The 21177-nt window shown below is 71.0% G+C and carries 21 protein-coding genes; 12 read left to right on the forward strand and 9 right to left on the reverse strand.

Going from position 1 to position 21177, the window contains the following annotated elements; genetic code table 11:
* Window positions 1-46: 46 nt before the first annotated feature.
* The 6 genes from KCH87_RS08345 to KCH87_RS08370 all read left to right on the forward strand — a co-directional run bounded on the left by KCH87_RS08345 (window position 47) and on the right by KCH87_RS08370 (window position 5634).
* Complete coding sequence (locus KCH87_RS08345; protein WP_374198979.1) at window positions 47-1336, forward strand: sensor histidine kinase; 1290 nt, start codon at window positions 47-49, stop codon at window positions 1334-1336.
* Window positions 1324-1983 carry a response regulator transcription factor gene (locus KCH87_RS08350; protein ID WP_210585268.1) on the forward strand — a complete coding sequence of 220 codons (660 nt, stop codon included), beginning with the start codon at window positions 1324-1326 and terminating at the stop codon, window positions 1981-1983. The genes KCH87_RS08345 and KCH87_RS08350 overlap by 13 nt, the downstream gene beginning before the upstream one ends.
* A gap of 146 nt (window positions 1984-2129) precedes the next feature.
* Entirely contained in the window at window positions 2130-3272 is a 1143-nt protein-coding gene (locus tag KCH87_RS08355; protein WP_210585269.1) for a serine hydrolase, read from the forward strand.
* Between the two features lie 192 nt (window positions 3273-3464).
* A complete protein-coding gene (locus KCH87_RS08360) occupies window positions 3465-4679 on the forward strand; it encodes a cytochrome P450 (RefSeq protein WP_247195894.1) in 1215 nt (404 codons plus the stop codon).
* 252 nt (window positions 4680-4931) lie between these two features.
* Complete coding sequence (locus tag KCH87_RS08365; protein WP_210585271.1) at window positions 4932-5327, forward strand: hypothetical protein; 396 nt, start codon at window positions 4932-4934, stop codon at window positions 5325-5327.
* Between the two features lie 34 nt (window positions 5328-5361).
* Complete coding sequence (locus tag KCH87_RS08370; RefSeq protein WP_210585272.1) at window positions 5362-5634, forward strand: hypothetical protein; 273 nt, start codon at window positions 5362-5364, stop codon at window positions 5632-5634.
* 4 nt (window positions 5635-5638) lie between these two features.
* Here the strand turns inward: KCH87_RS08370 and KCH87_RS08375 are convergent, their stop codons facing one another.
* Window positions 5639-6025, reverse strand: coding sequence for a helix-turn-helix domain-containing protein (locus KCH87_RS08375; RefSeq protein ID WP_210585273.1), 387 nt, complete (start codon window positions 6023-6025; stop codon window positions 5639-5641).
* Between the two features lie 116 nt (window positions 6026-6141).
* Between KCH87_RS08375 and KCH87_RS08380 the strand changes: the two genes are divergently transcribed.
* Window positions 6142-6990, forward strand: coding sequence for an SDR family oxidoreductase (locus tag KCH87_RS08380; RefSeq protein ID WP_210585274.1), 849 nt, complete (start codon window positions 6142-6144; stop codon window positions 6988-6990).
* Between the two features lie 9 nt (window positions 6991-6999).
* Here KCH87_RS08380 and KCH87_RS08385 read toward each other — a convergent pair whose 3' ends face one another.
* From KCH87_RS08385 to KCH87_RS08405, 5 genes are all read right to left on the reverse strand, one after another.
* Window positions 7000-7656 (reverse strand): response regulator transcription factor, encoded by a 657-nt coding sequence (locus tag KCH87_RS08385; RefSeq protein ID WP_210585275.1) that lies wholly within the window; start codon window positions 7654-7656, stop codon window positions 7000-7002.
* The gene (locus tag KCH87_RS08390) at window positions 7653-8966 is read right to left on the reverse strand and encodes a histidine kinase (protein WP_210585276.1); all 1314 of its coding nucleotides are present in this window, start codon (window positions 8964-8966) and stop codon (window positions 7653-7655) included. The genes KCH87_RS08385 and KCH87_RS08390 overlap by 4 nt, the downstream gene beginning before the upstream one ends.
* 125 nt (window positions 8967-9091) lie before the next feature.
* Complete coding sequence (locus KCH87_RS08395) at window positions 9092-11308, reverse strand: MMPL family transporter (protein ID WP_210585277.1); 2217 nt, start codon at window positions 11306-11308, stop codon at window positions 9092-9094.
* Window positions 11309-11501: 193 nt separating this feature from the next.
* On the reverse strand, window positions 11502-13163 hold the full coding sequence (locus KCH87_RS08400) for a lysyl oxidase family protein (protein ID WP_247195895.1): 1662 nt from the start codon (window positions 13161-13163) through the stop codon (window positions 11502-11504).
* A gap of 217 nt (window positions 13164-13380) precedes the next feature.
* Window positions 13381-13836, reverse strand: a complete 456-nt coding sequence (locus KCH87_RS08405) for a MarR family transcriptional regulator (RefSeq protein WP_308298780.1) — start codon at window positions 13834-13836, stop codon at window positions 13381-13383.
* Between the two features lie 166 nt (window positions 13837-14002).
* Between KCH87_RS08405 and KCH87_RS08410 the strand changes: the two genes are divergently transcribed.
* The 3 genes from KCH87_RS08410 to KCH87_RS08420 all read left to right on the forward strand — a co-directional run bounded on the left by KCH87_RS08410 (window position 14003) and on the right by KCH87_RS08420 (window position 16915).
* Entirely contained in the window at window positions 14003-14971 is a 969-nt protein-coding gene (locus KCH87_RS08410) for an alpha/beta hydrolase (RefSeq protein WP_210585280.1), read from the forward strand.
* A gap of 101 nt (window positions 14972-15072) precedes the next feature.
* Window positions 15073-15999 (forward strand): peptidoglycan-binding protein, encoded by a 927-nt coding sequence (locus tag KCH87_RS08415; protein WP_210585281.1) that lies wholly within the window; start codon window positions 15073-15075, stop codon window positions 15997-15999.
* A 154-nt stretch (window positions 16000-16153) separates the two neighbouring features.
* Window positions 16154-16915: a hypothetical protein gene (locus KCH87_RS08420; RefSeq protein ID WP_210585282.1), complete on the forward strand. Its 762-nt coding sequence runs from the start codon at window positions 16154-16156 to the stop codon at window positions 16913-16915.
* 7 nt (window positions 16916-16922) lie between these two features.
* Here the strand turns inward: KCH87_RS08420 and KCH87_RS08425 are convergent, their stop codons facing one another.
* The 3 genes from KCH87_RS08425 to KCH87_RS08435 form a co-directional block, all read right to left on the reverse strand.
* Window positions 16923-17393, reverse strand: a complete 471-nt coding sequence (locus KCH87_RS08425; RefSeq protein ID WP_210585283.1) for a DUF4442 domain-containing protein — start codon at window positions 17391-17393, stop codon at window positions 16923-16925.
* Window positions 17394-17479: 86 nt separating this feature from the next.
* Window positions 17480-17884, reverse strand: coding sequence for a luciferase family protein (locus KCH87_RS08430; RefSeq protein ID WP_210585284.1), 405 nt, complete (start codon window positions 17882-17884; stop codon window positions 17480-17482).
* Between the two features lie 114 nt (window positions 17885-17998).
* A complete protein-coding gene (locus KCH87_RS08435) occupies window positions 17999-19051 on the reverse strand; it encodes an ABC transporter substrate-binding protein (RefSeq protein ID WP_210585285.1) in 1053 nt (350 codons plus the stop codon).
* A gap of 260 nt (window positions 19052-19311) precedes the next feature.
* Between KCH87_RS08435 and KCH87_RS08440 the strand changes: the two genes are divergently transcribed.
* Entirely contained in the window at window positions 19312-20070 is a 759-nt protein-coding gene (locus tag KCH87_RS08440) for a hypothetical protein (protein ID WP_210585286.1), read from the forward strand.
* Between the two features lie 123 nt (window positions 20071-20193).
* Complete coding sequence (locus tag KCH87_RS08445; protein ID WP_210585287.1) at window positions 20194-21156, forward strand: HtaA domain-containing protein; 963 nt, start codon at window positions 20194-20196, stop codon at window positions 21154-21156.
* Window positions 21157-21177 lie beyond the last annotated feature (21 nt).

Consider the following 21177-nt stretch of genomic DNA (forward strand, 5'->3'; position numbering starts at 1 on the left):
CTCCTCCGCCTGACGGCGAACCGGCCGACCCCCTAGGGTCGTTGACGTGCACGCCGAAACCGCCGAGATCACCGACGGCAAGAAGGCCGCCCCCGCGCGCCCCGGCATCCGGGAGACCTTCGTCCGCGCGGCCGGTGCGGCCGTCGCCGCGCTGGAACAGCTCGCCGGCGGGCTCGGTACCGCCGTGGTCGCGCTGGCCGTCCTGCTGTGGCTGGTGCTCGCCGCCGTCACCGTTCCGCTGGGCGTCGGACTGCTGATGGCGCCCAGGGCGCTGCGCGCCCTGCACTCGCTGGCCGACCGCGAACGCGACCGGCTCGGCCGCTGGGGGCCCGAGGTCATCGGCCCCGGTCCGGCACCGACACGGCTGCGGCTCGCCCTCGTCGACACCACCACCCGGCGGGAGCTGCGCTGGCTGGTGCGCCACGCCACGCTGGGGCTCCTGCTGGGCATGTTCGGCGTCCTGCTGCCGCTCATGGCCGTACGCGACTCCCTGTTCCCGGCGTACTGGTGGCTGATCCCGAAGGACGCCAGCAGTACGTCGATAGGGTTCGGGCCCGCACAGTCGTGGGCGGACGCCCTCGCCGTGGCGCTGCTGGGCCTCGGCTGGATCGCGATCATCGTGGGGCTCACCCCGGGCATGGCACGGCTACAGGCGGCGCCCGGACGGCGGCTGCTGTCCGCCGGGCCCGACGTGGACCTGTCCCTGCGGGTCGCCGAGCTCACCGCCACCCGGGCCGCCGCGCTGGACGCGCACGCCACCGAACTGCGCCGGATCGAGCGCTCGTTGCACGACGGCACCCAGAACCGGATCGTCACCGTCACCGTGCTGCTGGGCGCCGCCCGCCGCATGGTGGCCCGCGACCCGGCGGGCGCCGACGAACTCCTCGAACGCGCCCAGGGCGCCGCCGAACAGGCCCTCGCGGAACTCCGTACGGTCGCCCGGGGCATCCTGCCGCCGGTGCTGGCAGACCGTGGACTCGAGGGCGCCCTCTCCGGCCTCGCCGCGAACTGCGCGGTGCCCTGCCGGACCGATGTCGAGGCGCCGGAGCGGTGCGCCGCGTCCGTCGAGGCGACCGCCTACTTCGTCGTCGCCGAGGCCCTCACCAACATCGCCAAGCACAGTGGCGCCCAGGAGGCCTCCGTCACCGTCCGCTCACGCGGCGGGCAGCTGTGTCTGACCGTGACCGACGACGGCCGGGGCGGCGCGGACGAGGGCGGCGGCTCCGGACTGACCGGCATCCGCGGCCGCGTCGCCGCGCACGACGGCTCCCTCTCCCTGACCAGCCCCCAGGGCGGTCCGACAACTCTGGAAGTGGAACTGCCATGCGGATCGTGATCGCCGAGGACGACCCGTTGCTGCGCGAGGGCCTCGCGCTGTTGCTGCGCGCCGAGGGTCTGGACGTCGTGGCCACCGCGGGCACCCCCGACGGCATCCTGGACGCCATCGACGAGCACAAGCCCGACGTCGCCATCCTCGACGTACGGATGCCGCCGACGCACACCGACGAGGGGATCGTGGCGGCGGTCGAGGCGCGGCGGCGCAGGCCCGATCTCGCCGTGCTGGTGCTGTCGGCGTACGTCGAGCAGAGCTTCGCCAGCGATCTGCTGGGCGGCGGAGTGGGCGGGCTCGGCTATCTGCTGAAGGAACGGGTGGGCCGGGTCGAGGAGTTCCTCGACGCGCTGCGGCGGGTGGCGGAGGGCGGTACCGCCATCGACCCCGAGGTGGTCGCCCAGCTGTTCACCCGCAGCCGTCAGGACACCCGCCTGGAACGGCTCAGCCCCCGGGAGCGGGACGTGCTCGCGCTGATGGCCGAGGGGCTCGGCAACAGCGCCGTCGCAGAGCGGCTGGTCGTCACCGACGGGGCCGTGCACAAGCACATCCGCAGCATCTTCGCCAAGCTCGACCTGTCGCCGACGGACCAGGTGGACCGGCGGGTCGCGGCGGTCCTGCGGTATCTGGAGGACGTACGGCAGCGGGGCTGAGGTACAGCAGGCCGTACCCCGGCACGGCCCCGGCCACCACCGCACAGAGGCCAGTTGGCGAGATCGTACGGAAGCGGCCGGCTTCCTAAGTTGGTGTCCGCATCGCAGAGAGCGGTGCGGACACAGACCCGCAAGGAGCACCCGCCATGAAGCTCACCGCCACGGCCCTGGTCGCCGCGATCGCCGCGTCCCTCCTGACGGTCCCCACCGCGTCCGCCGCGACCAGGACGCCCCAGGACTCGCTGCGGGACCGGGTGAACGCCGTGATGGAGACCGGGACCGTCGGCGCCCTCGCCCGCTCGACCGGCCCGCGCGGACACCGCTCCGCGACCGCGGGCGACCTCGACACCGCCACGGGTGAGGCCGTGCGCCCCGGCGACCGGTTCCGGATCGCCAGCGCGAGCAAGACGTTCGTCGCGACGGTGGTGCTGCAACTGGCCGGTGAGGGGCGGCTGTCGCTGGACGACACCGTCGAGGACTGGCTGCCGGGCGTCGTCGCGGGCAACGGCAACGACGGCGGCAGGATCACCGTACGACAGCTTCTCCAGCACACCAGCGGGCTGTTCAACTACACGGCCGACCTCCCGGTGCTCGCCACGGTCGACGGCTTCGAGGCCGGCCGGTACACCACCTGGACCGACGAGCAGCTGGTCGCGATCGCGATGAGGCACAAGCCGGACTTCGAGCCCGGCACCAAGTGGTCGTACTCCAACACCGGTTACATCCTGGCCGGAATGATCATCAAGAAGGCGACCGGGCACAGCTGGCAGCAGGAGGTCACGCGCCGCATCATCGAGCCGCTGCATCTGCGCAGCACCTCCGCCCCGACCACCGAGACCCGGATCCGCGGCCGCCATCTGCACGGCTACTCCGACTTCGGCGACTCCGGCGCGACGATCGACGTCACCGAGTTCAACCCGACCGCGGCCGGCGCGGCGGGCGCCATGATCAGTACGACGGCCGATCTGACCCGCTTCTACCAGGCGCTCCTCGGCGGGCACCTCCTCCGCCCGGCCGAGCTGAAGGCGATGAAGACGACCGTGCCCACCCCGGACCTGGACGTCGTCTGGCCCGGCGCCGGCTACGGCCTCGGCCTGATGCGGATCCCGCTCTCCTGCGGTGGGGCGTATTACAGCCACCCCGGCGACTTCCCCGGCTACACCACCCGCGACGGCGTCAGCGCCGACGGCCGCCGGGTCGTCGTCCTGGCGACCACCGGCGACGGCGCGGCCGATCTGTCCACCGAGCACGCGCAGAACAAGCTGATCGACGGAGAGCTCTGCGCCTGACACAAGCCTGACAAAAACCTGACAACAGCCCGACAACGACCGGATAAGCGCCGAAAAGACCCGGAACGCCGCGTTCCGGGTCTTCACACAACCCGGCCGCATCCCTCCTTTCGTGCCACACCGCACCGGAATCACGATGGTCAAGTACCGCGTGGCGCCGATGGGTTGAAGGGACGACCGATGGAGAAGTCGATGGCCGAGACCATTCCGGAGTTCGGGACGAGCAGGGCGCCGGGGTGTCCGTTCGATCCCGCACCGGCCATGCGGGACCGGCGGGAGGAGGGGCCGGTGGTGCGGGTGCGGCTGTGGGACGGCAGCACCCCGTGGCTGGTCACCGGATACGCCGAGCACCGGGCCGTACTCAGCGACCCGAGGGTCAGTGCCTCCCCGACCACCCCGGGCCTGCCGAGGCTCTCCGCGTCGGAGGTCCGCGAGGAGGGGTCGGTCCCCGCGCTCAGCTTCATCATGATGGACGATCCCGAGCACGCCCGGCTGCGGCGGATGGTCACCGGCGCCTTCTCCGTCAAGCGGGTCGAGGCGATGCGCACGGTCACCCAGCGGATCGTGGACGAGCAGATCGACGCCATGCTGGCGGGCCCGAACCCGGCCGACCTGGTCGAGGCGTTCGCGTTGCCGGTGCCCTCGCTGGTGATCTGCGAACTGCTCGGAGTGCCGTACGACAGCCATGACTTCTTCCAGCGGAACAGCAAGGTCATCATCAACCGCGACTCCACCGGCGAGGAGCGGATGGAGGCCATGATCCGGCTGTACCAGTACCTGGACGGACTGGTCGGCGACAAGCTCGACGCCCCCGGCGAGGACCTGCTCTCCGGGCTGACCGGGCGGATCAAGGACGGCGAGCTGTCCCGCGACGAAGCGGTGCAGATGGGCGTGCTGATGCTGTTCGCCGGGCACGAGACCACCGCGAACATGATCGCGCTGGGCACGCTCGCCCTGCTGGAACACCCCGACCAGCTGGCCCTCCTGCGCGAGAGCGACGACCCGAAGTTCGTCGCCGCCACGGTGGAGGAGCTGCTGCGCTATCTGACCATCACCCACGGCGGGCTGCGGCGGGTGGCGCTGGAGGACCTGGAGATCGGCGGCCGGGTCATCCGCGCCGGCGAGGGCATCATCGTCGTCAACGAGACCGCCAACCGGGACGCCGCCGCCTTCCTCGACGACCCCGACCGGCTCGACCTCGGCCGCGACGCCCGCCGCCATGTCACCTTCGGCTACGGCATCCACCAGTGCGTCGGCCAGTCGCTGGCGCGGATGGAACTCCAGGTCGTCTACAGCACCCTGTATCGGCGTATCCCGACGCTGCGGCTGGCGGCGGACGTCGACGACATTCCCTTCAAGCACGACGGGTTCATCTACGGCGTGTACGAGCTGCCTGTCACCTGGTGACGGAGCGCTCTGCTGGGTTGGGCCGCTTTGGGTCGTTTTTCGGCTGCGGCGCCGTTGTGGCTGGTCGCGCAGTTCCCCGCGCCCCTTTGGGGCGCTGATGTGGGCCGTCGTGGATCGAGGGGGCCGTGGTGTAGCGGGCTACACCATTCCTTCGGGAGGTCGGTCCCTCGTGGCGGCGGGCCTGGCCCGGGATCGTTGACGGCAGAGATCGCGACCGATCCCGGCCCGCGCCCCTCCCAGAAGGACACTCCCATGCGCTCGAAGCCCGCCGCCCTGAAGTCGTTCGCCGCGAACCTGCTGCTCTGGTCGTTCTTCGTCGGCGGTCTCGCCGCGAGCTCCGCCTCCGGAGCCGTCCTGGACGGGACGCAGAAGGACATCGCCACCTACGCCGGTATCGCCGTGTCGCTCCTCGCCGGCTCGCAGATAGCGAGGAAGCCGAAGATCAAGGCGTTCCTCTCGACCCGTCCGGTGCTGTGGTTCCTGTTCCTGTTCAACGGCGGAGTGGCCGGGGTCAGCTACCTGACCATGGACGGCGCGAAGGGGATCATGGCCGCCGCCGGCATGGGCCTGGTCTCCCTGGGCGCGGCAGGCGGCCTCGTCACCGGCCGTCGCAAGCGGGCCGCGGGCGCACTCCGGGCCTCGGCCTGACTCCATCGACGTCCACACCGAAAGGGACCCCTCCATGCCCACGAAGCGCCTCGCCGTCACCCTCGCCACCGCCCTCGCCGCCGTCGTCCTGACCGCCGCACTCGCCACCGGCTGCGACGACTCCGCCGACAGCGCCGACAACGCCATCGACTGCAGGACGGACAACGACAAGCTCGCCCAGTCCATCGACGATCTCAACCAGGCCATGGCCGACTACAACAAGGCCATCCTGAACGGCGACACGGACCCGGACACGGGGAGGATCGACGCCGCGGCCGACGCGTTCAAGGACGTCTGCACACCGTGACGGGTCAGGACGGCTCGGCGTCGTAGTCCTGCCGGGCGCGATCGACCTTGTCCAGGTTGTCCGTCGCCCATTCGGCGAGGTGGGCGAAGAGGGGGGCGAGGCTGCGGCCGAGTTCGGTGATCTCGTACTCCACCCGGGGCGGGACCTCCGGGTGGTACGTGCGCATGACCAGGCCGTCGCGCTCCAGCTGCCGCAGCCGCTGGGTCAGCACCTTCGGCGTGATCTTCGAGATCCCCCGCTCCAGCTCGACGAAGCGCTGCCGGCCGTAGGTGTGGAGGCTCCACAGGATCGGCGTGGTCCAGCGGCTGAAGACGATGTCCACGACCGGGCTGATGGGACAGGCCAGTTCGGGGTCGGAGACCGGCGTTCGGGTCTTCGCTGCTGCGGCCATGCGCGCTCCCCTGAGGTAGTCACTTTCCCCTAGGTACCTACTATACCGAGGCTGTTAGCGTCCTCTCATCGGCACGGAATCTGGCGCAAATGCCCAGATCACAAGGGGAGTTGACGATGATCGTAGTGACGGGGGCGACCGGCAACGTGGGGCGGTCGCTCGTACGGTTCCTGGTGGGCGCCGGTGAGCCGGTGACCGCGACTTCGCGCTCCGTCGCGGACGCCGAGCTGCCGGAACAGGTGGTGCGGAAGGCGGCCGATCTCCTCGACGCGGAGAGCCTGCGGCCCGTTCTCGACGGCGCCGACGCGCTGTTCCTCCAGGACGGGGGTCCGAGTGCGCATCGGCTCGACCCCGCGCACCTCGTGGATGTCGCGAAGGCAGGCGGCGTACGGCGGATCGTGCTGCTGTCGTCCCAGGGGGTCGCGACCCGGCCGGACTCCGCCTCGCACGGGGAGGTGGCCCGGCGCATCGAGGACGCCGTACGGCAGTCCGGGCTGGAGTGGACCGTCCTGCGGCCCGGCGGGTTCGCCTCCAACACCTACGCCTGGGCCGAGTCGGTGCGCACGACGCGGAGCGTGGCCGCGCCGTTCGGTGACGTCGGGCTGCCCGTGGTCGACCCGGACGACATCGCGGAGGTCGCGGCTGCGACGCTGCGGGCGGAAGGCCGACATGCCGGGCGGATCTACGAGTTGACCGGACCGGCCCTCGTCACGCCCCGGCAGCAGGCCGAGGCGATCGCGGCGGCGCTCGGTGAACCCGTGCGGTTCGTCGGGCAGTCGCGTGACGAGGCCCGCGCCCAGATGCTGCGGTTCATGCCCGGGCCCGTGGTCGACACGACCCTCGGCATCCTCGGCGAGCCGAACCCGGCGGAGCTGCGCATCAGCCCGGACATCGAACTCGTCCTCGGGCGGGCGCCGGGCGCATACGGCGGCTGGGCCCGGCGTCATGTCGCCGCCTTCCGCTGACCGACCGGCTCACGCGGGCCTCACCAGCCCCGTGTCATAGGCGAAGATCACCGCCTGCACCCGGTCCCGTGCGCCGATCTTCGCCAGCACCCGGCTCACATGGGACTTCACAGTGGACTCGGCGAGCGAGAAGCGTTCGGCGATCTCGGTGTTGCTCCAGCCGGTGGCCATCGCGGTGAGGACCTCGCGTTCGCGTTCGGTGAGGGCGACGAGGCGGCGTTCCTGGTCGGGGGTCTGGCCCGGCATCCGGTCGGTGAAGGCGTCGATGAGCTTGCGGGTCAGACCGGGCGCGATCACGGCGTCCCCGGCGGCCACCGCCCGGATGCCGGCGATCAGTTCGTCGGGCAGGGCGTCCTTGAGGAGGAAGCCGCTGGCGCCGGCGCGCAGCGCCGAGTACGCGTACTCGTCGAGGTCGAAGGTGGTCAGGATGAGGACCCGGGAGCGGCCGCCGGACTCGACGATACGGCGGGTCGCCTCGATGCCGTCCATGCCGGGCATCCGGACGTCCATCAGCACGACGTCGGGGCGGAGTTCGGCGGCCATGCGCACCGCCTCAGCGCCGTGGGTGGCCTCGCCGACCACGGTCAGATCGGGGTGCTGCTCCAGGAGCATGCTGAAGCCGAGGCGCTGAAGCGCCTGGTCGTCGACGATGAGGACGGTGGTCATCCGGGTCGCTTCTCCGTGGGTGCCGAGGTGGTCGCGATCAGAAAGCGGGCGTGGACGGTCCAGCCGCCGAGGTCGTTGGGGCCCGCGGTGACACTTCCGCCGTAGAGCGCGGCCCGCTCGCGCATACCGACCAGGCCGCGGCCCTCGTCGCTCACGCGCGCGTGCAGAGCGGGCCCGGTGTCCTGGACGGTCAGGTCCACGGCGGTGTCGTCGGCGGTGAGCGTGACCTGGACGGTCGTGTCGGCCACCGCGTGCTTGAGGGTGTTGGTCAGGGCCTCCTGGACGACGCGGTAGACGGCGAGTTGGAGGCTGGGGGGCAGGTCGGTGCGGTGGCGGCCTTCGGTGTGCAGGGTGACGGCGGGGCCTGCGGCGCGGACGCGCTCCAGCAGGGGGGTGAGGTCGTTGAAGCCGGGCTGGGGGGCGAGCGGGGTGCCCTCTGCGGTGGCTTTCTCGTCGTCGCCGATGACGGCGAGGAGGCGGCGCAGTTCGGCGAGGGCGCCGCGGCCACTGTCGGCGATGATGCGCAGGGTCTCGGCGCCCCGTTTGGGTTTCGCCTCGGTCAGTCCGGCGGCGCCGTTGGCGAGGCCGACGATGACGGCGAGGGTGTGGCCGAGGATGTCGTGCATCTCGCGGGCGACGCGGGCGCGTTCGGCGGCGACGGCGAGGCGGGCGCGCTGGTCTCGCTCCACCTCCAGGCGGCGGGCGCGTTCGCGCAGGGCCCGGATGTACGCGTTCACCACCCGGCCGACCAGGCCCGCCGCGGCGACCGCCGCCACGAGGGCCGACTGGATGATCGCCACCACCGGAGCCTGGAGGCCGATGTCCTGGCCTTCGTCGCGCATGATGGTGGCCACGGTCGTCTGCGTGACGGCGACCCCCAGACAGACCGCCAGCTGAACGGGCCGGCTGCTGCGGCCCACATTGAGCAGCGCCACCACGCGCGCGGCCTCGGACCCGGTGGCGGTGTCCAGGGCGAGGGCCACCGCGGAGACCACAGAGGTGAAGGCGAACACCAGAAGGGGCCGATGCTGCCGCCACAGCAGCGGGACGCAGAAGGCGGCCATCAGGACCAGCAACGTCGGCACGTCGCGCCCGCTGCCGTCCTGTACGTCCGTCAGGGCCGGAATACCGAACAACACGCACATCAACGGCACCGCCCAGCGCCTGACCCACGGACGGTTGTGGTCCGCCTGCACCACCCGCATGAGCGAGCGCATGACCACGACGTCCGCGCGCCGCTCGTCCCCGCCCAGCAGGGTCTCGGGCGTGACGGAGGAAGCCGATGGCCCGGCAGCGGTCGATGCGGTCACGTCGTACGCCCTCTCGGTACGGGGGCCGCCCGCCGGTCCCCGGGGGAGTGGGACCGACGGGCGGGGCGGGTGGTCACGGCTGAGGTCGGGCCGTACGCCCTGCTTCGGATCGTACGGCCGACCGCTCAGCCCTTTCCGCTGGGCACGGGCTCCGGCTCCGATGCGCTCTCGGGCTCCTTGTCCAGCAGGTGCCGCAGCCTCTCGCCCTCCACGTCCACATTGGGCAACAGACGGTCGAGCCACCCCGGCAGCGACCAGGCGCGGCGGCCCAGCAGGGCCATGACCGCCGGGACGATGGTCATCCGGACCACGAAGGCGTCGAAGAGGACGGCGGCGGCGAGGCCCAGGCCGATCGACTTGATCATCGCGGTGTCGCTGAAGATGAACCCGGCGAACACGGAGATCATGATGACCGCGGCGGCCGTGACCACCCGGGCCCCGTGCCGGAAACCGGCGACGACCGCTTCCCTCGGCTCGGCCCCGTGGACGTACTCCTCCCGCATCCGGGTCACCAGGAAGACCTGGTAGTCCATCGCGAGGCCGAACACCACGCCGACCAGGAAGATCGGCAGCACGCTCACGATCGGGCCGGTCTGTTCGACGCCGAAGAGGTCCGCGAGCCAGCCCCACTGGAAGACGGCGACGACGACGCCGAGGGTCGCGAGGACGCTGAGCAGGAAGCCGGCGGCGGCCTTGACCGGGACGAGGATCGAGCGGAACACCAGCATCAGCAGAATCAGCGCCAGGCCGACGACCATGCACAGGTACGGGATGAGGGCGGCGTTGAGCTTGTCGGAGATGTCGATGTTGAGGGCGGTGGTGCCGGTGACCATCAGCTCGGCGCCGGTGTCGTCCTGGAGGGCCGGGCCCCGGTCGCGGATCTCGGAGACCAGGTCGACCGTCTTCTCGCTGGTCGGGGAGGAGCCCGGGACGGCGCGGATCAGGGCGACGTCGCCGGTCTGGTTGAAGGTCGCGGGGCTCACCGAGGCGACGTCGGGCAGACCGTCGAGGAAGGTGACCGCCTCATTGGCGGCGGCCTTGGGGTCGTCGCTGCCGCGGGCGTCGACCACGACCGTCAGGGGGCCGTTGTAGCCGGATCCGAAGCCCTCGGTGACGGTGTCGTAGGCGGTGCGCTGGGTGCTGCCGGGGGTGGCCGACTCGTCGCCGGGCATGCCGAGCTGGAGCGACAGGGCCGGGATGGCGAGCAGGAGCAGACCCGCGACCGAGACGCCGAGGACCTTGACCGGGTTGCGCAGCACGAACTTCGACCAGCGCACACCCATCGGCTCGCGCTCACCGCTCTCGATCGCCCGCATCCGGCGCGTCTTGAGCTTCCCGGTCGAGACGCGGGGGCCGGCGAAGCCGAGCATCGCGGGCAGCAGGGTGAGCGCGATGACCACGGCGACGACCACCGCGAAGGCGGCGCCGAGGCCGATGTCGGACAGGGCCTTGATGCCGATGACACTGAGTCCGGCCAGCGCGATGACCACGGTCAGCCCCGCGAACACCACTGCCGAGCCGGCCGTACCGAGCGCCCGCCCGGCGGCCTCCTCGGGCCTGTGCCCGTCCCGCAGCTCCCCTCGGTAGCGGGAGACGATGAACAGGGCGTAGTCGATGGCGACCGCCAGGCCCAGCATCAGCGCCAGCGTGCTGGTGTTGGAGCTCAGGTCGATGAACGAGCTCGCGACGGTGATCCCGAGGATCGCCATGCCGACCCCGAACAGCGCGGTCAGCAACGGCAGTCCGGCCGCGACCAGCGAGCCGAAGGTGATGACCATGACGACGGCGGCGATCGCGATGCCGATCAGCTCGGCCGCGCTCTGGTGGGCCTCTTCGGCGACGGCGTTCCCGCCCATGCTGACCGCGAGGCCCGCCCGCTCGCCCTGCTGGGCGATGTCCTCCAGGTCGGCGCGGGCGGCGTCGGTGACGTCGGCCTCCGCGACCTTGTACGTCACCTGCGCGTAAGCGATCGTGCCGTCCTTGCTGACGGTGCCGCTGGTGTACGGGTCGGCGACGCTCGCCACCTGGCCGGCCTTGCCGAGGTCGGCGACGAGGGACTCGACCTCGGTCTTGTGCGCGGCGGACGTCAGCTTCTGTCCGTCCGGCGCCTCGAAGACCACCCGGGCCGTGGCCCCGTCGGCGGACGCCTGCGGGAACTCCTTCTCCAGCAGGTCCAGTGCCTTCTGGGACTGGGTGCCGGGGATGGAGAAGGAGTCCGACGTACTGCTCGACACACCGGCGGCGCCGATGCCGACGGCGGCCAGCACGGCTATCCACAGCATGAGGACGAGCCGTCGTCGTCGGAACGAGAACCGGCCCAGCCGGTAGAGGAACGTGGCCACGGAGAACTCCCGGATGGGGGAACGAGGAACGTGTCACCACGCTAGGAACGTCTCGCCGCGACTCAGTGGGCCTCAAGAGGTGAATACGGCGCAGGCACTGGTACTGCGGTGCCATGCGGCCGTCATTCGCCAGGTGTAGTCCCGCCCATGGAAAACCCCCGGGTGGCGGCCCGGGGGTCGGTGGTGCAGAGGGTCAGCCGACGTTGATCAGGTCGTGCGGCGGCACGGTCACCGTGCGGGCGCCCGGCTCACCGCCCAGGACGACCTTGCGCAGGGCGACGTTGTTGTTCGTGTTGGTCTCCTGGAGCCGCTTCTCCGGGTTGGCGATGACCTGGATGTAGTACGTGCCGTTCGGCAGGTCCGTGACGTCGAAGGACTGGCCGGGGCGGTACTGGGTGTAGGTGTCGCCGGAGCCGACGTCGAGGACCTCGCGGACGGAGATGGAGTTCTGCTGGCCGCAGGCGGTCGACAGGTCGGTGTTGTACGGGTGCCAGTTGGCGTTCTTGACCGTGTAGTCGACGGCGTCGGTGTTGGCCAGGCAGAACGCCTCCTTGCCGCTGCGCACCTCCTTGGTCTGGTCCTCGCTCAGCAGCCGATAGCTGGCGAAGTCGGTGAAGTGCCAGTGCTCGTGGCCGATCCGCGGGTCCCACTCCATGGTGCCGGTGGGGGTGTACCCGACCTGCTTGCCGTCCGCGTCGTAGAAGTACTGGTACGCGTCCATCAGGTCCTTGCCGGGGCTGCGGAAGCCGTCCACGACGAGGGGCGCGGGGCCCGCGTTCCAGACGTTGGCGCTGAAGGCGAGGTAGTCCTTGCCCGCTACGTCGCCGTCCTCGCCGTCGGTGATGGCGATGTCCCACGCGGGCAGCGAACGCAGGTCCGGCTTGGGCACGTTCGCGGGGGCGCCCGCCCGGCCGGTGGGCCGCTGGGTGGCCGGCTTCAGCGCGGGCGCGATGCGCGAGCCGTCGGTGTGACCGCGTCCGTCGCCCAAGTGGTGTGCCAGGCCGCGGTCTTCGAGCGCGTGCGACAGGGCGCCCGGCGTGGGCGCGTCGGCGCCGCGGGGGCCGTCCTGGTGCATGCTGTGGCCGGCGGCTCCCTGATGACCCGAGTGGCCCGAGCGGGCGGTCAGGCCCTCGCCGCCGCCCCCGTCGCTCTGCTGACGCACCGTCACCTTGATGGTCGGCTGGTCGTCGGGGATGCCGAACAGGTCGCGGTACTTCTTCGCCACCCGCACCTTGGCCGTGTACTCACCGGCCGGCAGATCCACCGGCTTGTCGTAGTCGACCGTGCTGGAGTTGGACGCCCACCCCTTCTCCGTTCCCCACACCGAGCCCAGCGTGAACGGGTTGGTGGGGCAGCTCTCCGGGTAGTGCGAGGTCGCCGGGGCGTCGGGGCGCAGGCGGCCGGAGGCGTTGTTCGGGCAGAAGGCGCCCTTGCTGGTCGCCACCTCCTGGCCGGCCGCGTTCTTGACGGACACCTCAAGGAAGCCGGGCAGCCCGGAGAAGTCCTTCACCAGGCCGGCGGGCAGGTTCTTGGTCGTGGTCTTCGTGCCGTCGCGGAAGATCTGCTGGGCGACGACGGGGTCCTTGTACGACTTGCGCGTGACCTTGAACTCCAGCGGCGCGTCGTCGACGGTGACATACGTCCCCAGGTCCAGGTAGACGCCGGACTCCCCCTCCCAGCGGTCGAGCGTCACGGAGTTCGAGGCGGCGATCAGCTTGAGCTTCGGCTTGCCGGGCGTGCTCGGGGCCGCGTCGGCGCCGGGAGCGGTGGCGGCGACCCCGGCGACGACGGCGAGTGCGGCGGAGACGGCGAGTGCCGAGCGTTTCACGCGCGTGCGATGTTGCTGACTGGTCATCGGTTCCTCGTCTGCGAGTGCCATGGTCAATGGCATCGGACTGGACAGCCCACGACCGGCCGGCCTTGGGTCCCCCCGGACCCGACCGGTTCTGTGAGCACTCTGTGAGACCGGTAAACACCGTGTGTGGGTTGCCTGTTGAGGCTGAGGAGTTACGGGACACGGCAGAACTCCGTTACGCGAGACACATCCCGTCACGCATGCGCGGTCGGTGCCGTCAGCCGTCCGTCACGTTCGCCGTCAGCAGCCGCAGCAACTGCTTGGCCTGCGCGTCCTGTTCCGGGGTCAGACCCATCGCGTCGCCGATGGCCAGGGGGACGGTGGCGGCCCGTTCGCGGAGGTGCGCGCCTGCTTCGGTGAGGCGGATGGCGACGGAGCGTTCGTCCTCGGGGCGGCGTTCGCGGCGGAGCAGGCCGCTCGACTCCAGGCGCTTCAGGAGCGGGGAGAGGGTGCTGGACTCCAGCTGGAGGGCGGCTCCCAAGTCCCGTACGGAGATCGAGTCCTGCTCCCACAGCACCAGCATCACCAGGTACTGCGGATAGGTCAGACCGAGCGCGTCCAGGAGCGGGCGGTAGCGAGTGGTGACCGCCCTGGATGCCGCATACAGTGCAAAACAGAGCTGGTCGTCGAGGAGCAGCGAACCCTGTCGTGCGTCCGGTTCCGCAGTGCTCACGCCACCCTCCTCCATGTCCGACCTGCTCCTACCCTACTTTTCAAGTCTCCCCGATTCAATCGATGCCAAATAAGTCGAGCACAAATAAGTTGCGCACGACTTAATCGTGCAGTACCTTCACAACATGCCGCCACTCCCGACGGCACCCGATCCAAGGGAGATCGCCATGACCGACACCACCGCCCCCCACCCCGTCCTGGAGCCCGCCGCCGCCGACTTCGCCGAGGCCACCGCGAACCCGCCGTACCTCTTCGACCTCGACCCCGCCGAGGGCCGCAAGACCGTCGACGAGGTGCAGTCGGGCGAGATCGAGAAGCCGGTGGTGGACGAGGAGTGGATCACCGTCTCCGGCGGTCCCACCGGCAGCGTCCGGGCGCGCATCGTCAAGCCCGCCGGAGCCACCGGCACCCTCCCGGTGATCGTCTACATCCACGGCGCCGGCTGGGTCTTCGGCAACGCCCACACCCACGACCGCCTGGTCCGCGAACTCGCCGTCGGCGCGCGGGCCGCCGTGGTCTTCCCCGAGTACGACCTCTCCCCCGAGGCCCGCTACCCGGTCGCCATCGAGCAGAACTACGCGGTCGCCCAGTGGGTCGTCCGCGAGGGCGCCGCCAAGAACCTGGACGCGACCCGGATCGCGGTCGCCGGTGACTCCGTCGGCGGCAACATGAGCGCCGCGCTGACCCTGATGGCGAAGGAGCGCGGCGACGTCCCACTCGTCCAGCAGGTCCTCTTCTACCCGGTGACGGACGCGAGCTTCGACACCGCCTCCTACCACCAGTTCGCCACCGGCTACTTCCTGCGCCGGGACGGCATGCAGTGGTTCTGGGACCAGTACACGACCGACGAGGCGGAGCGCGCCCAGATCACCGCGTCCCCGCTGCGCGCCACCACCGAGCAGCTCACCGGACTCCCGCCGGCGTTGGTCATCACCGGCGAGGCGGACGTCCTGCGCGACGAGGGCGAGGCGTACGCCAACAAGCTCCGCGAGGCCGGCGTCCCCGTCACCGCCGTCCGCTACCAGGGCGTCATCCACGACTTCGTGATGCTCAACGCCCTGCGCGGGACCAACGCCGCCGAGGGCGCGATCACCCAGGCGATCACCACCCTGCGCACGGCCCTCGGCACCGGCTGACGCAACACTCCTGCTACAGGACGCTCGAGCCTCCTCCGCCCACACAGCCAATGCCCTTACATTTCAGGGCAGTTGGGCAGAGTGATCAGGAGGAGGCCGGAGTGAGCACCAAGACAGGACCGCAGCGGTACCCCGGAGCGAGCCGCGCGAACTGGTACCAGGACGACTTCGGCGGGGACGCGATGGAGGTCAACGTCGTCGTCCTGCACACCACCGAGGGCCGCAGCCTGCCGGGATACGGCGGTGGCGGATCGGCCCCGAACCTCACGGCCGTGCCCGACCTCTCCGCCAAGAAGCTGAGGTGGTACCAGCACTTCGACGTGGAGTCCTCGTCCAGAGCGCTGCAGAACCTGCGCGGCGGCGTCGAGACGAACACCCTGAACGTCTGTCAGGTCGAACTCGTCGGCACCTGTGACCCCAAGACGCACAAGAAGTGGCAGGCCGCGGACCAGTCGCACGTCTACTGGCCCGACGCCCCCGAGTGGGCGCTGCTCGGCGTCGCACGCTTCCTCGCCTGGATGCACGAGGAGCACGGCGTGCCGCTGACCGGGCCGAAGGCCTGGCCGGCATATCCGACGTCGTACGCGGACGGCGGCGACCAGCGGATGCCGGGCGCGAAGTGGAGCGCTTTCAAGGGCATTTGCGGGCACATGCACGTGCCGGAGAACCTCCACGGCGACCCCGGCGCGATCGACTTCGCCCGCATTCTCAAGCACGCCAAGGCGGAGCTGGACCTCGACGACGACACTCCGTCGGAGACCGAACCGTCCAAGCCCGCGAAGCCGAAGGTGCCCGCCTTCCCCGGCCGCAAGTACTTCCGCGACGGGGCCTCCAACAAGTACGTCCTCCAGCTCGGCAAGCAGCTCGTGAAGCGTGGCTTCGGCGACCACTACCGGGTCGGCCCCAGCAAGGCCTGGGGCGAGGCCGACCGGCTCAACGTCCGCGACTTCCAGAAGTCCCGCAAGGAACTGCGCGGCGACGCGGACGGCCGGCCCGGACCGCTGACGTGGCGACTGCTGTTCTCGTAGGACATGCACCACATGCACCCCGCTTCCCACGCGGGGTGCATGTATTCACCGGCGTGGAATCTGCGCAAGAGCACCACACGGGCTGCACACAGGCTTTCAAAAGGATCGTTAGGTTGCTGGCCAGTCGGTGCTGTCAACCCCAGGAAGATCACAGATGGACTACTGCTCCACGTGTCGCCGGCATCTCAACGGCGCCCTGGTCTGTCCCGGGTGCGGCGCCTACGCCCCGGACATAGCCCCGGTGGCGATGGCGACCTGGTTCGACGACCGACGCCATGACGAGGCCGACGCCGGGTCCGGCAGGGACGACGGCACGGGCGTCCAGGGCCCTCGCCACGCCCCGGTCGCGGCATCCGCAGCGCACGGCGGCCGGGCCGCGCGGCGCCGGCAGCTGGCCCGGCTGCGGAAGCACCAGCGGCGAGCCGTGATCGCGACCGCCATCGCACTGGTCGGCGGCGGCCTGAGCTTCGCCACGATGAACCGCGGCACCACCGAACGCGCACAGGCGACCACGGCCCCCGACGACACGATCATGGGCGGCGCGGGCAAGCAGACGACGGGAGTGGAGGAAGCGACGCCGGAGCAGGGCAGCCGCCCGGCTTCGCCGACCCCCAGCACCCAGGCTTCCGACCCGGCGTCCCCCCGGGTCCCCGGCCAGCGGTCCGCCACCACCCCACCGGCCACGCAGTCGCACACCGTCACCACGACGGCCCCGCAGCAGCAGCGGCAGAGCCTGCCCCTGCTCCCCAGCGCGCCGGACACGCCCGTGACGACACCGACGCCGTCCAGCACGCCGTCCGACCCCGCGACGACCGCCCCCACCCCGACTCCGACGCCGTCGCAGACGACACCCTCCACCGCGCCCACGACGCCGCCGCCGGCACAGCTGTGCCTGCTCGTGATCTGCCTGGGCTGACCGCGAGTCAGGCCCTGCGCCGCACGCTCCAGTCGAACGTCCCCCGGCACACCACGGCCCCCGACGCGTCCGTGATCTCGGTGTGGGTGGAGAGACGGGCCCGGTCGGTCTCGCGCGAGAGCAGCGGTCGTACGGCGTCCCGGGCTTCCTGCGTCAGACGGCAGGTGGCGACCAGGCGCCCGCGCGCGGGGGCCAGGAACTCCATGGTCGCTTTGGTGCCGAGGGGTACGACGCCCGTCATGTCGTCGGGGCCGCTGCTCTCGGCGATGATCGCGGCCAGGCCCGCCGCGTCGGCGAGGGCGACGAGGCCGCTGGAGTGGAGGGAGCCGATCACGTTGGTGAGTGGCTGCGGGGTGGGGCAGGTGAGTTCGGCGGTGCCGTCGGCGGCGGTGAGGACCTCGATGGCGGCCGTACGGTGCGCGGGGATGTCCAAGAGGGTGCGTGCGAGCGCGGTGGTGTCCGTCTTGTCCGTATCCATCGCTGCAGAGTGACACGGGCCGCTTACGGCCGGGTGACGTGCAGGGTGGAGTCAGGAGTTGATGGCAGGCAGGGAGTCGGCGGTCCTTACGCCGTGTCGCGCCAGCGTGCCGAGTCGCGGGGCAGGACGGTGACGTGGTGGAAGTTGCAGCGCTGGGCCGGCGGGCCGTCGGCCGGGAGTGGCTTGTCGTGGGCCTGGAGGGCCACGCTCACCAGGCTGGCCAGCAGGTCGACGTCCGTGTCGCAGTCGAGATGGACGGTCACCCACCGGGAGCCGGGAACGAGCCGGATCGCGGTGGACTTCACCAGGTCGTCGGAGAAGCGCTGAATGGCCGCGCTGGTGAGGTGCAGGTCGACCTCGTGGTCGGAATGGAAGTGCACGATCTCGTTGCGAGGGGTGCGCAGAGCCCGGCCCGTCCCACAACTGGCCGGAACCACCGTGAGATCGGGCCAGGCTTCCAGTCGCTCCAGTGCGCGCCGGGCCAGAGTCATGGCTCCATCGTCACCCGATCGCCCCATCGCTACCAGGGGTTGTTCGATCCGTAACCGTTGCGTCGCTCACGTTCGGACCGTTTTGCTGGCTCATGTCCGACCTCACACCCCATCTCACGCCTGGTGAATCCGGTCCACGAGGATGTCGATGACCAACGGCGTGCGCGGGCCGAAGCTCAGCAGGACGCCGTCCTCCAGCGTCACGATCCGCCGGTCGGCGCCCGCCGGGGTCTGGCCGATGCCCGGGATGCCGACGAGGCCTTCGACGCCGCCGACCGATTCCAGGCCCTTGTCCATCATCAGGATCACGTCCGGCCGGGCCGAGACCAGGGCCTCACTGGTGAGCGGGGTGAAGGGCTTGTCGAGGCCGGTCTCGACGCCGGCGTCGACCGCGCCGGCCGCCTCGATCAGGGAGTCGGCGCCGGAGCCCTTGCCGCCCATGAGATAGACGGCCGCGCTGCCGCGCATGTAGAGGAAGGCGACCTTGGGCTTGCTGCCACTGGGAACGGCGGCGCGGGCGGCGGCGAGTTCGTCGTCCATACGGTCGTTGAGGGCCTTGCCCGCCTCGGGGACGCCGAGGGCCTCGGCGATGCGCGTGGTGCGGGTGGTGACGTCGGCCAGTTTCGTCGCCGGGTCGAGAACGACCACGGGGACGCCGGCGTCCCGGATCTGGTCGACGGCCTCGGAGGGGCCCGTGTCGGTGTCGGCCAGGACCACGGTCGGCTTCAGCGACAGCACGCTCTCCGCGCTCACGTCGTGCGCCTTGGTGACCTGCGGGAGCTTCTTCGCCTCCTCGAAAGTGGCGGTGATGTCACGGCCCACGACCCTTTTCCCCAGCCCCAGCGTGAACACGATCTCCGCCACACCGCCGTTGAGGGGCAGGATCCGCGACGCGTCCTTCACGGTCACCTTGCGGCCGTCCGAGGAGTCGACGGTCACCGGCAACTCCGGTGTGGGCGCCTCGCCTTCGAGCGGCACGAGCGTGTTCTTCGCAAGCTGCTTCTCGGCCACGGCGGCTCGCTCGCCCGCGGACACCGGGGACGCGTCCGAAGCACCGCCCACATCGACGGAGTTGCCCGCACAGGCGCCGGTGAGCAGGACGACCGCCAGAGCTAGCGGGGCCAGGGCCCGTGTCGAAAGTGGCGTCTGCCGGGCGACGCCTGGCACGCACTCTCGCCGCACCGGGCGAAACCCCAAGTACGTCCAGTACGAGGGCTTCCGCCCGGCACACCGAGAGCACGCACCAGACGCCGCCCGGCCCGCCCTCCGGGCGGACGACGCCACTTTCGACACGGGCCCTGGGACCCGTAGGCGCGGGGTTCTACCGGACTTCTGCATCGCCGGTCCTTTCACGTCTCGTATCTCACACACGGTTGAGCATTAGCTTAGGTTAGGTTTACCTTAACTACCCGAGGTGGGGGTGTGACTTGATTTCCTCAAGTGGCCTGCATGGCAGGAGAGTTGTCGGATTCGCCGGGGCAGCCGCCTCGGTCGCCCTGGTGCTCACGGCCGCCGCACCGGCGTCCGCGGCGAGCAGCTCGGCGACCGGTCCCGAGGGCCAGAAACTCACCGTCTCCAAGGCCTCCGGCCTCGCCGCGGCCGGCGAGACGGTCACCGTCTCCGGCTCCGGCTACAACACGGAGAAGGGCATCTACGTCGCCTTCTGCGTGGACAACGGAGCCGGGAAGACACCCACGCCCTGCGTCGGCGGCGTCGACATGTCCGGCGAATCCGGGGCGTCCCAGTGGATCTCCTCCAACCCGCCCTCGTACGGCGAGGGCCTGGCCAAGCCGTACCAGGGCAGCGGACACAACGGCTCCTTCAGCGTGCAGCTCAAGGTGCGCGCCAAGGACGCCAACACCGACTGCACCAAGTCCGGCGTGAAGTGCGCCGTCATCACCCGCAACGACCACACGCGCGGCGGGGACCAGTCGCAGACGGTGCGGATTCCGGTGAGCTTCGGGGGAGGCGGGTCGTCGGAGGCGGAGGGGACTTCCGCGACGCCGAGTGCGACGGTCGGCGCGAGTACGACCGGCGGAAGCACGGGCGGTACGGGGGAGAGCTCCGACGGTCCGCTCGCCAGCACCGGTTCCCTCGCCCTGCCGCTCGGCATCACCGCGGCCGGGCTGGTCGTGGCGGGCACGGGGACCTGGTACGTGGCGCGACGGCGCCGACGGGCGATCTGACCCCGGTTCGGCAGCGCCCCGGAAGGGGCGCGGGGAACTGCGCGACCAGCCACGACGGCGCCGCAGACGACCGCGGGAGCCGCACACCGACACAGCCAGCGGAATGCGCAAGGAGAACTGAAGATGCTGAAGAGACCCGGCGCCGCGGTCCTGGCCGGCGGCGCCCTGCTCGCACTGCTCGGCCCGGCGGGCCCGGCAGACGCGGAGGAGACCTTCCCGCGTGAGGTGTCCGGCGGTTACGCGACCTGGGCCACGGGCTCGGCGGAGCTGGACGGCGTGACGCTCACCGCTGTACGGCCCGCCGTGCAGGGCTCGGCCGGCCGGACCTCGTTCCCGGCCACGGGCGGTGGCGCCGACCCCGAATCCGGCGCCGCCGACATCGACCTGGGCGGCACGCTCCGCCTCGACGGCTCCGCCGGGCAGCCCCTCGTCCTGGGCACCCTGCGGCTGAGCCTGGAGGGCGACGACGGTGCCCTCCACGCCCGTACGGCCGTCGGCGGCCGGGCCCGTGACCTCACGCTGGCCGAGGTGGCGACGGACGGCGCCGCACTCGCCGTACGGGCGGGCGGGGTGACCTGGACCGGCCTTCAGGCGTCGCTCACGGAGGAGGGCGCGGAGTTGCTGGCCGCGTGGAGCGGCGCGGAGTTCGCGGCGGGGGACGGGCTGGGCGTGCTGGATGTGACGGTGGGGACGGGCAGCGGTACGCCTGTTGAGACACCTGAGCCGACGCCGACCGCCGAATCACCCGGTGCCGAGCCGGGCACCGAACAGCCCAAATCCCAGCGCCCTACGGGGACTTCGGCGAAACCCACGGCGACCGTCACGCACCCGAACCTGACCGCTGGCAGCGAACAGACCGTCACCGGAACGGGGTTCGAGCCGGGCGCAGTAGTGCTCGTGGCGATCGACGGCGACACCCGCCATCAGGCGGTGGCCGACGATCGGGGCCGCGTCGAGCGAGCCTTCCCGGTGTACGCCACCGCCGAAGCGGGTGCGCACGCAGTGGAGTTGTACTCGCCGACCGGTGAACAGCCGGGCGTATCCGCGCAGTTCGCGGTCGAGTCCTCGGACTTTGCTTCCCGTTGACAAAACCACAGGGATCGAAGT

The sequence above is a fragment of the Streptomyces sp. GESEQ-35 genome, from assembly GCF_017948485.1.
Classification (GTDB): Bacteria; Actinomycetota; Actinomycetes; order Streptomycetales; family Streptomycetaceae; genus Streptomyces.

What these genes read in the sequence shown, in the direction of transcription:
- KCH87_RS08350 (WP_210585268.1), top strand. Translation starts at nt 1,324, where the DNA reads ATGCGGATCGTGATCGCCGAGGACGACCCGTTGCTGCGCGAGGGCCTC.
- KCH87_RS08355 (WP_210585269.1), top strand. Translation starts at nt 2,130, where the DNA reads ATGAAGCTCACCGCCACGGCCCTGGTCGCCGCGATCGCCGCGTCCCTC.
- KCH87_RS08360 (WP_247195894.1), top strand. Translation starts at nt 3,465, where the DNA reads ATGGCCGAGACCATTCCGGAGTTCGGGACGAGCAGGGCGCCGGGGTGT.
- KCH87_RS08365 (WP_210585271.1), top strand. Translation starts at nt 4,932, where the DNA reads ATGCGCTCGAAGCCCGCCGCCCTGAAGTCGTTCGCCGCGAACCTGCTG.
- KCH87_RS08370 (WP_210585272.1), top strand. Translation starts at nt 5,362, where the DNA reads ATGCCCACGAAGCGCCTCGCCGTCACCCTCGCCACCGCCCTCGCCGCC.
- KCH87_RS08375 (WP_210585273.1), bottom strand. Translation starts at nt 6,025, where the DNA reads ATGGCCGCAGCAGCGAAGACCCGAACGCCGGTCTCCGACCCCGAACTG.
- KCH87_RS08380 (WP_210585274.1), top strand. Translation starts at nt 6,142, where the DNA reads ATGATCGTAGTGACGGGGGCGACCGGCAACGTGGGGCGGTCGCTCGTA.
- KCH87_RS08385 (WP_210585275.1), bottom strand. Translation starts at nt 7,656, where the DNA reads ATGACCACCGTCCTCATCGTCGACGACCAGGCGCTTCAGCGCCTCGGC.
- KCH87_RS08400 (WP_247195895.1), bottom strand. Translation starts at nt 13,163, where the DNA reads ATGACCAGTCAGCAACATCGCACGCGCGTGAAACGCTCGGCACTCGCC.
- KCH87_RS08410 (WP_210585280.1), top strand. Translation starts at nt 14,003, where the DNA reads ATGACCGACACCACCGCCCCCCACCCCGTCCTGGAGCCCGCCGCCGCC.
- KCH87_RS08420 (WP_210585282.1), top strand. Translation starts at nt 16,154, where the DNA reads ATGGACTACTGCTCCACGTGTCGCCGGCATCTCAACGGCGCCCTGGTC.
- KCH87_RS08425 (WP_210585283.1), bottom strand. Translation starts at nt 17,393, where the DNA reads ATGGATACGGACAAGACGGACACCACCGCGCTCGCACGCACCCTCTTG.
- KCH87_RS08430 (WP_210585284.1), bottom strand. Translation starts at nt 17,884, where the DNA reads ATGACTCTGGCCCGGCGCGCACTGGAGCGACTGGAAGCCTGGCCCGAT.
- KCH87_RS08445 (WP_210585287.1), top strand. Translation starts at nt 20,194, where the DNA reads ATGCTGAAGAGACCCGGCGCCGCGGTCCTGGCCGGCGGCGCCCTGCTC.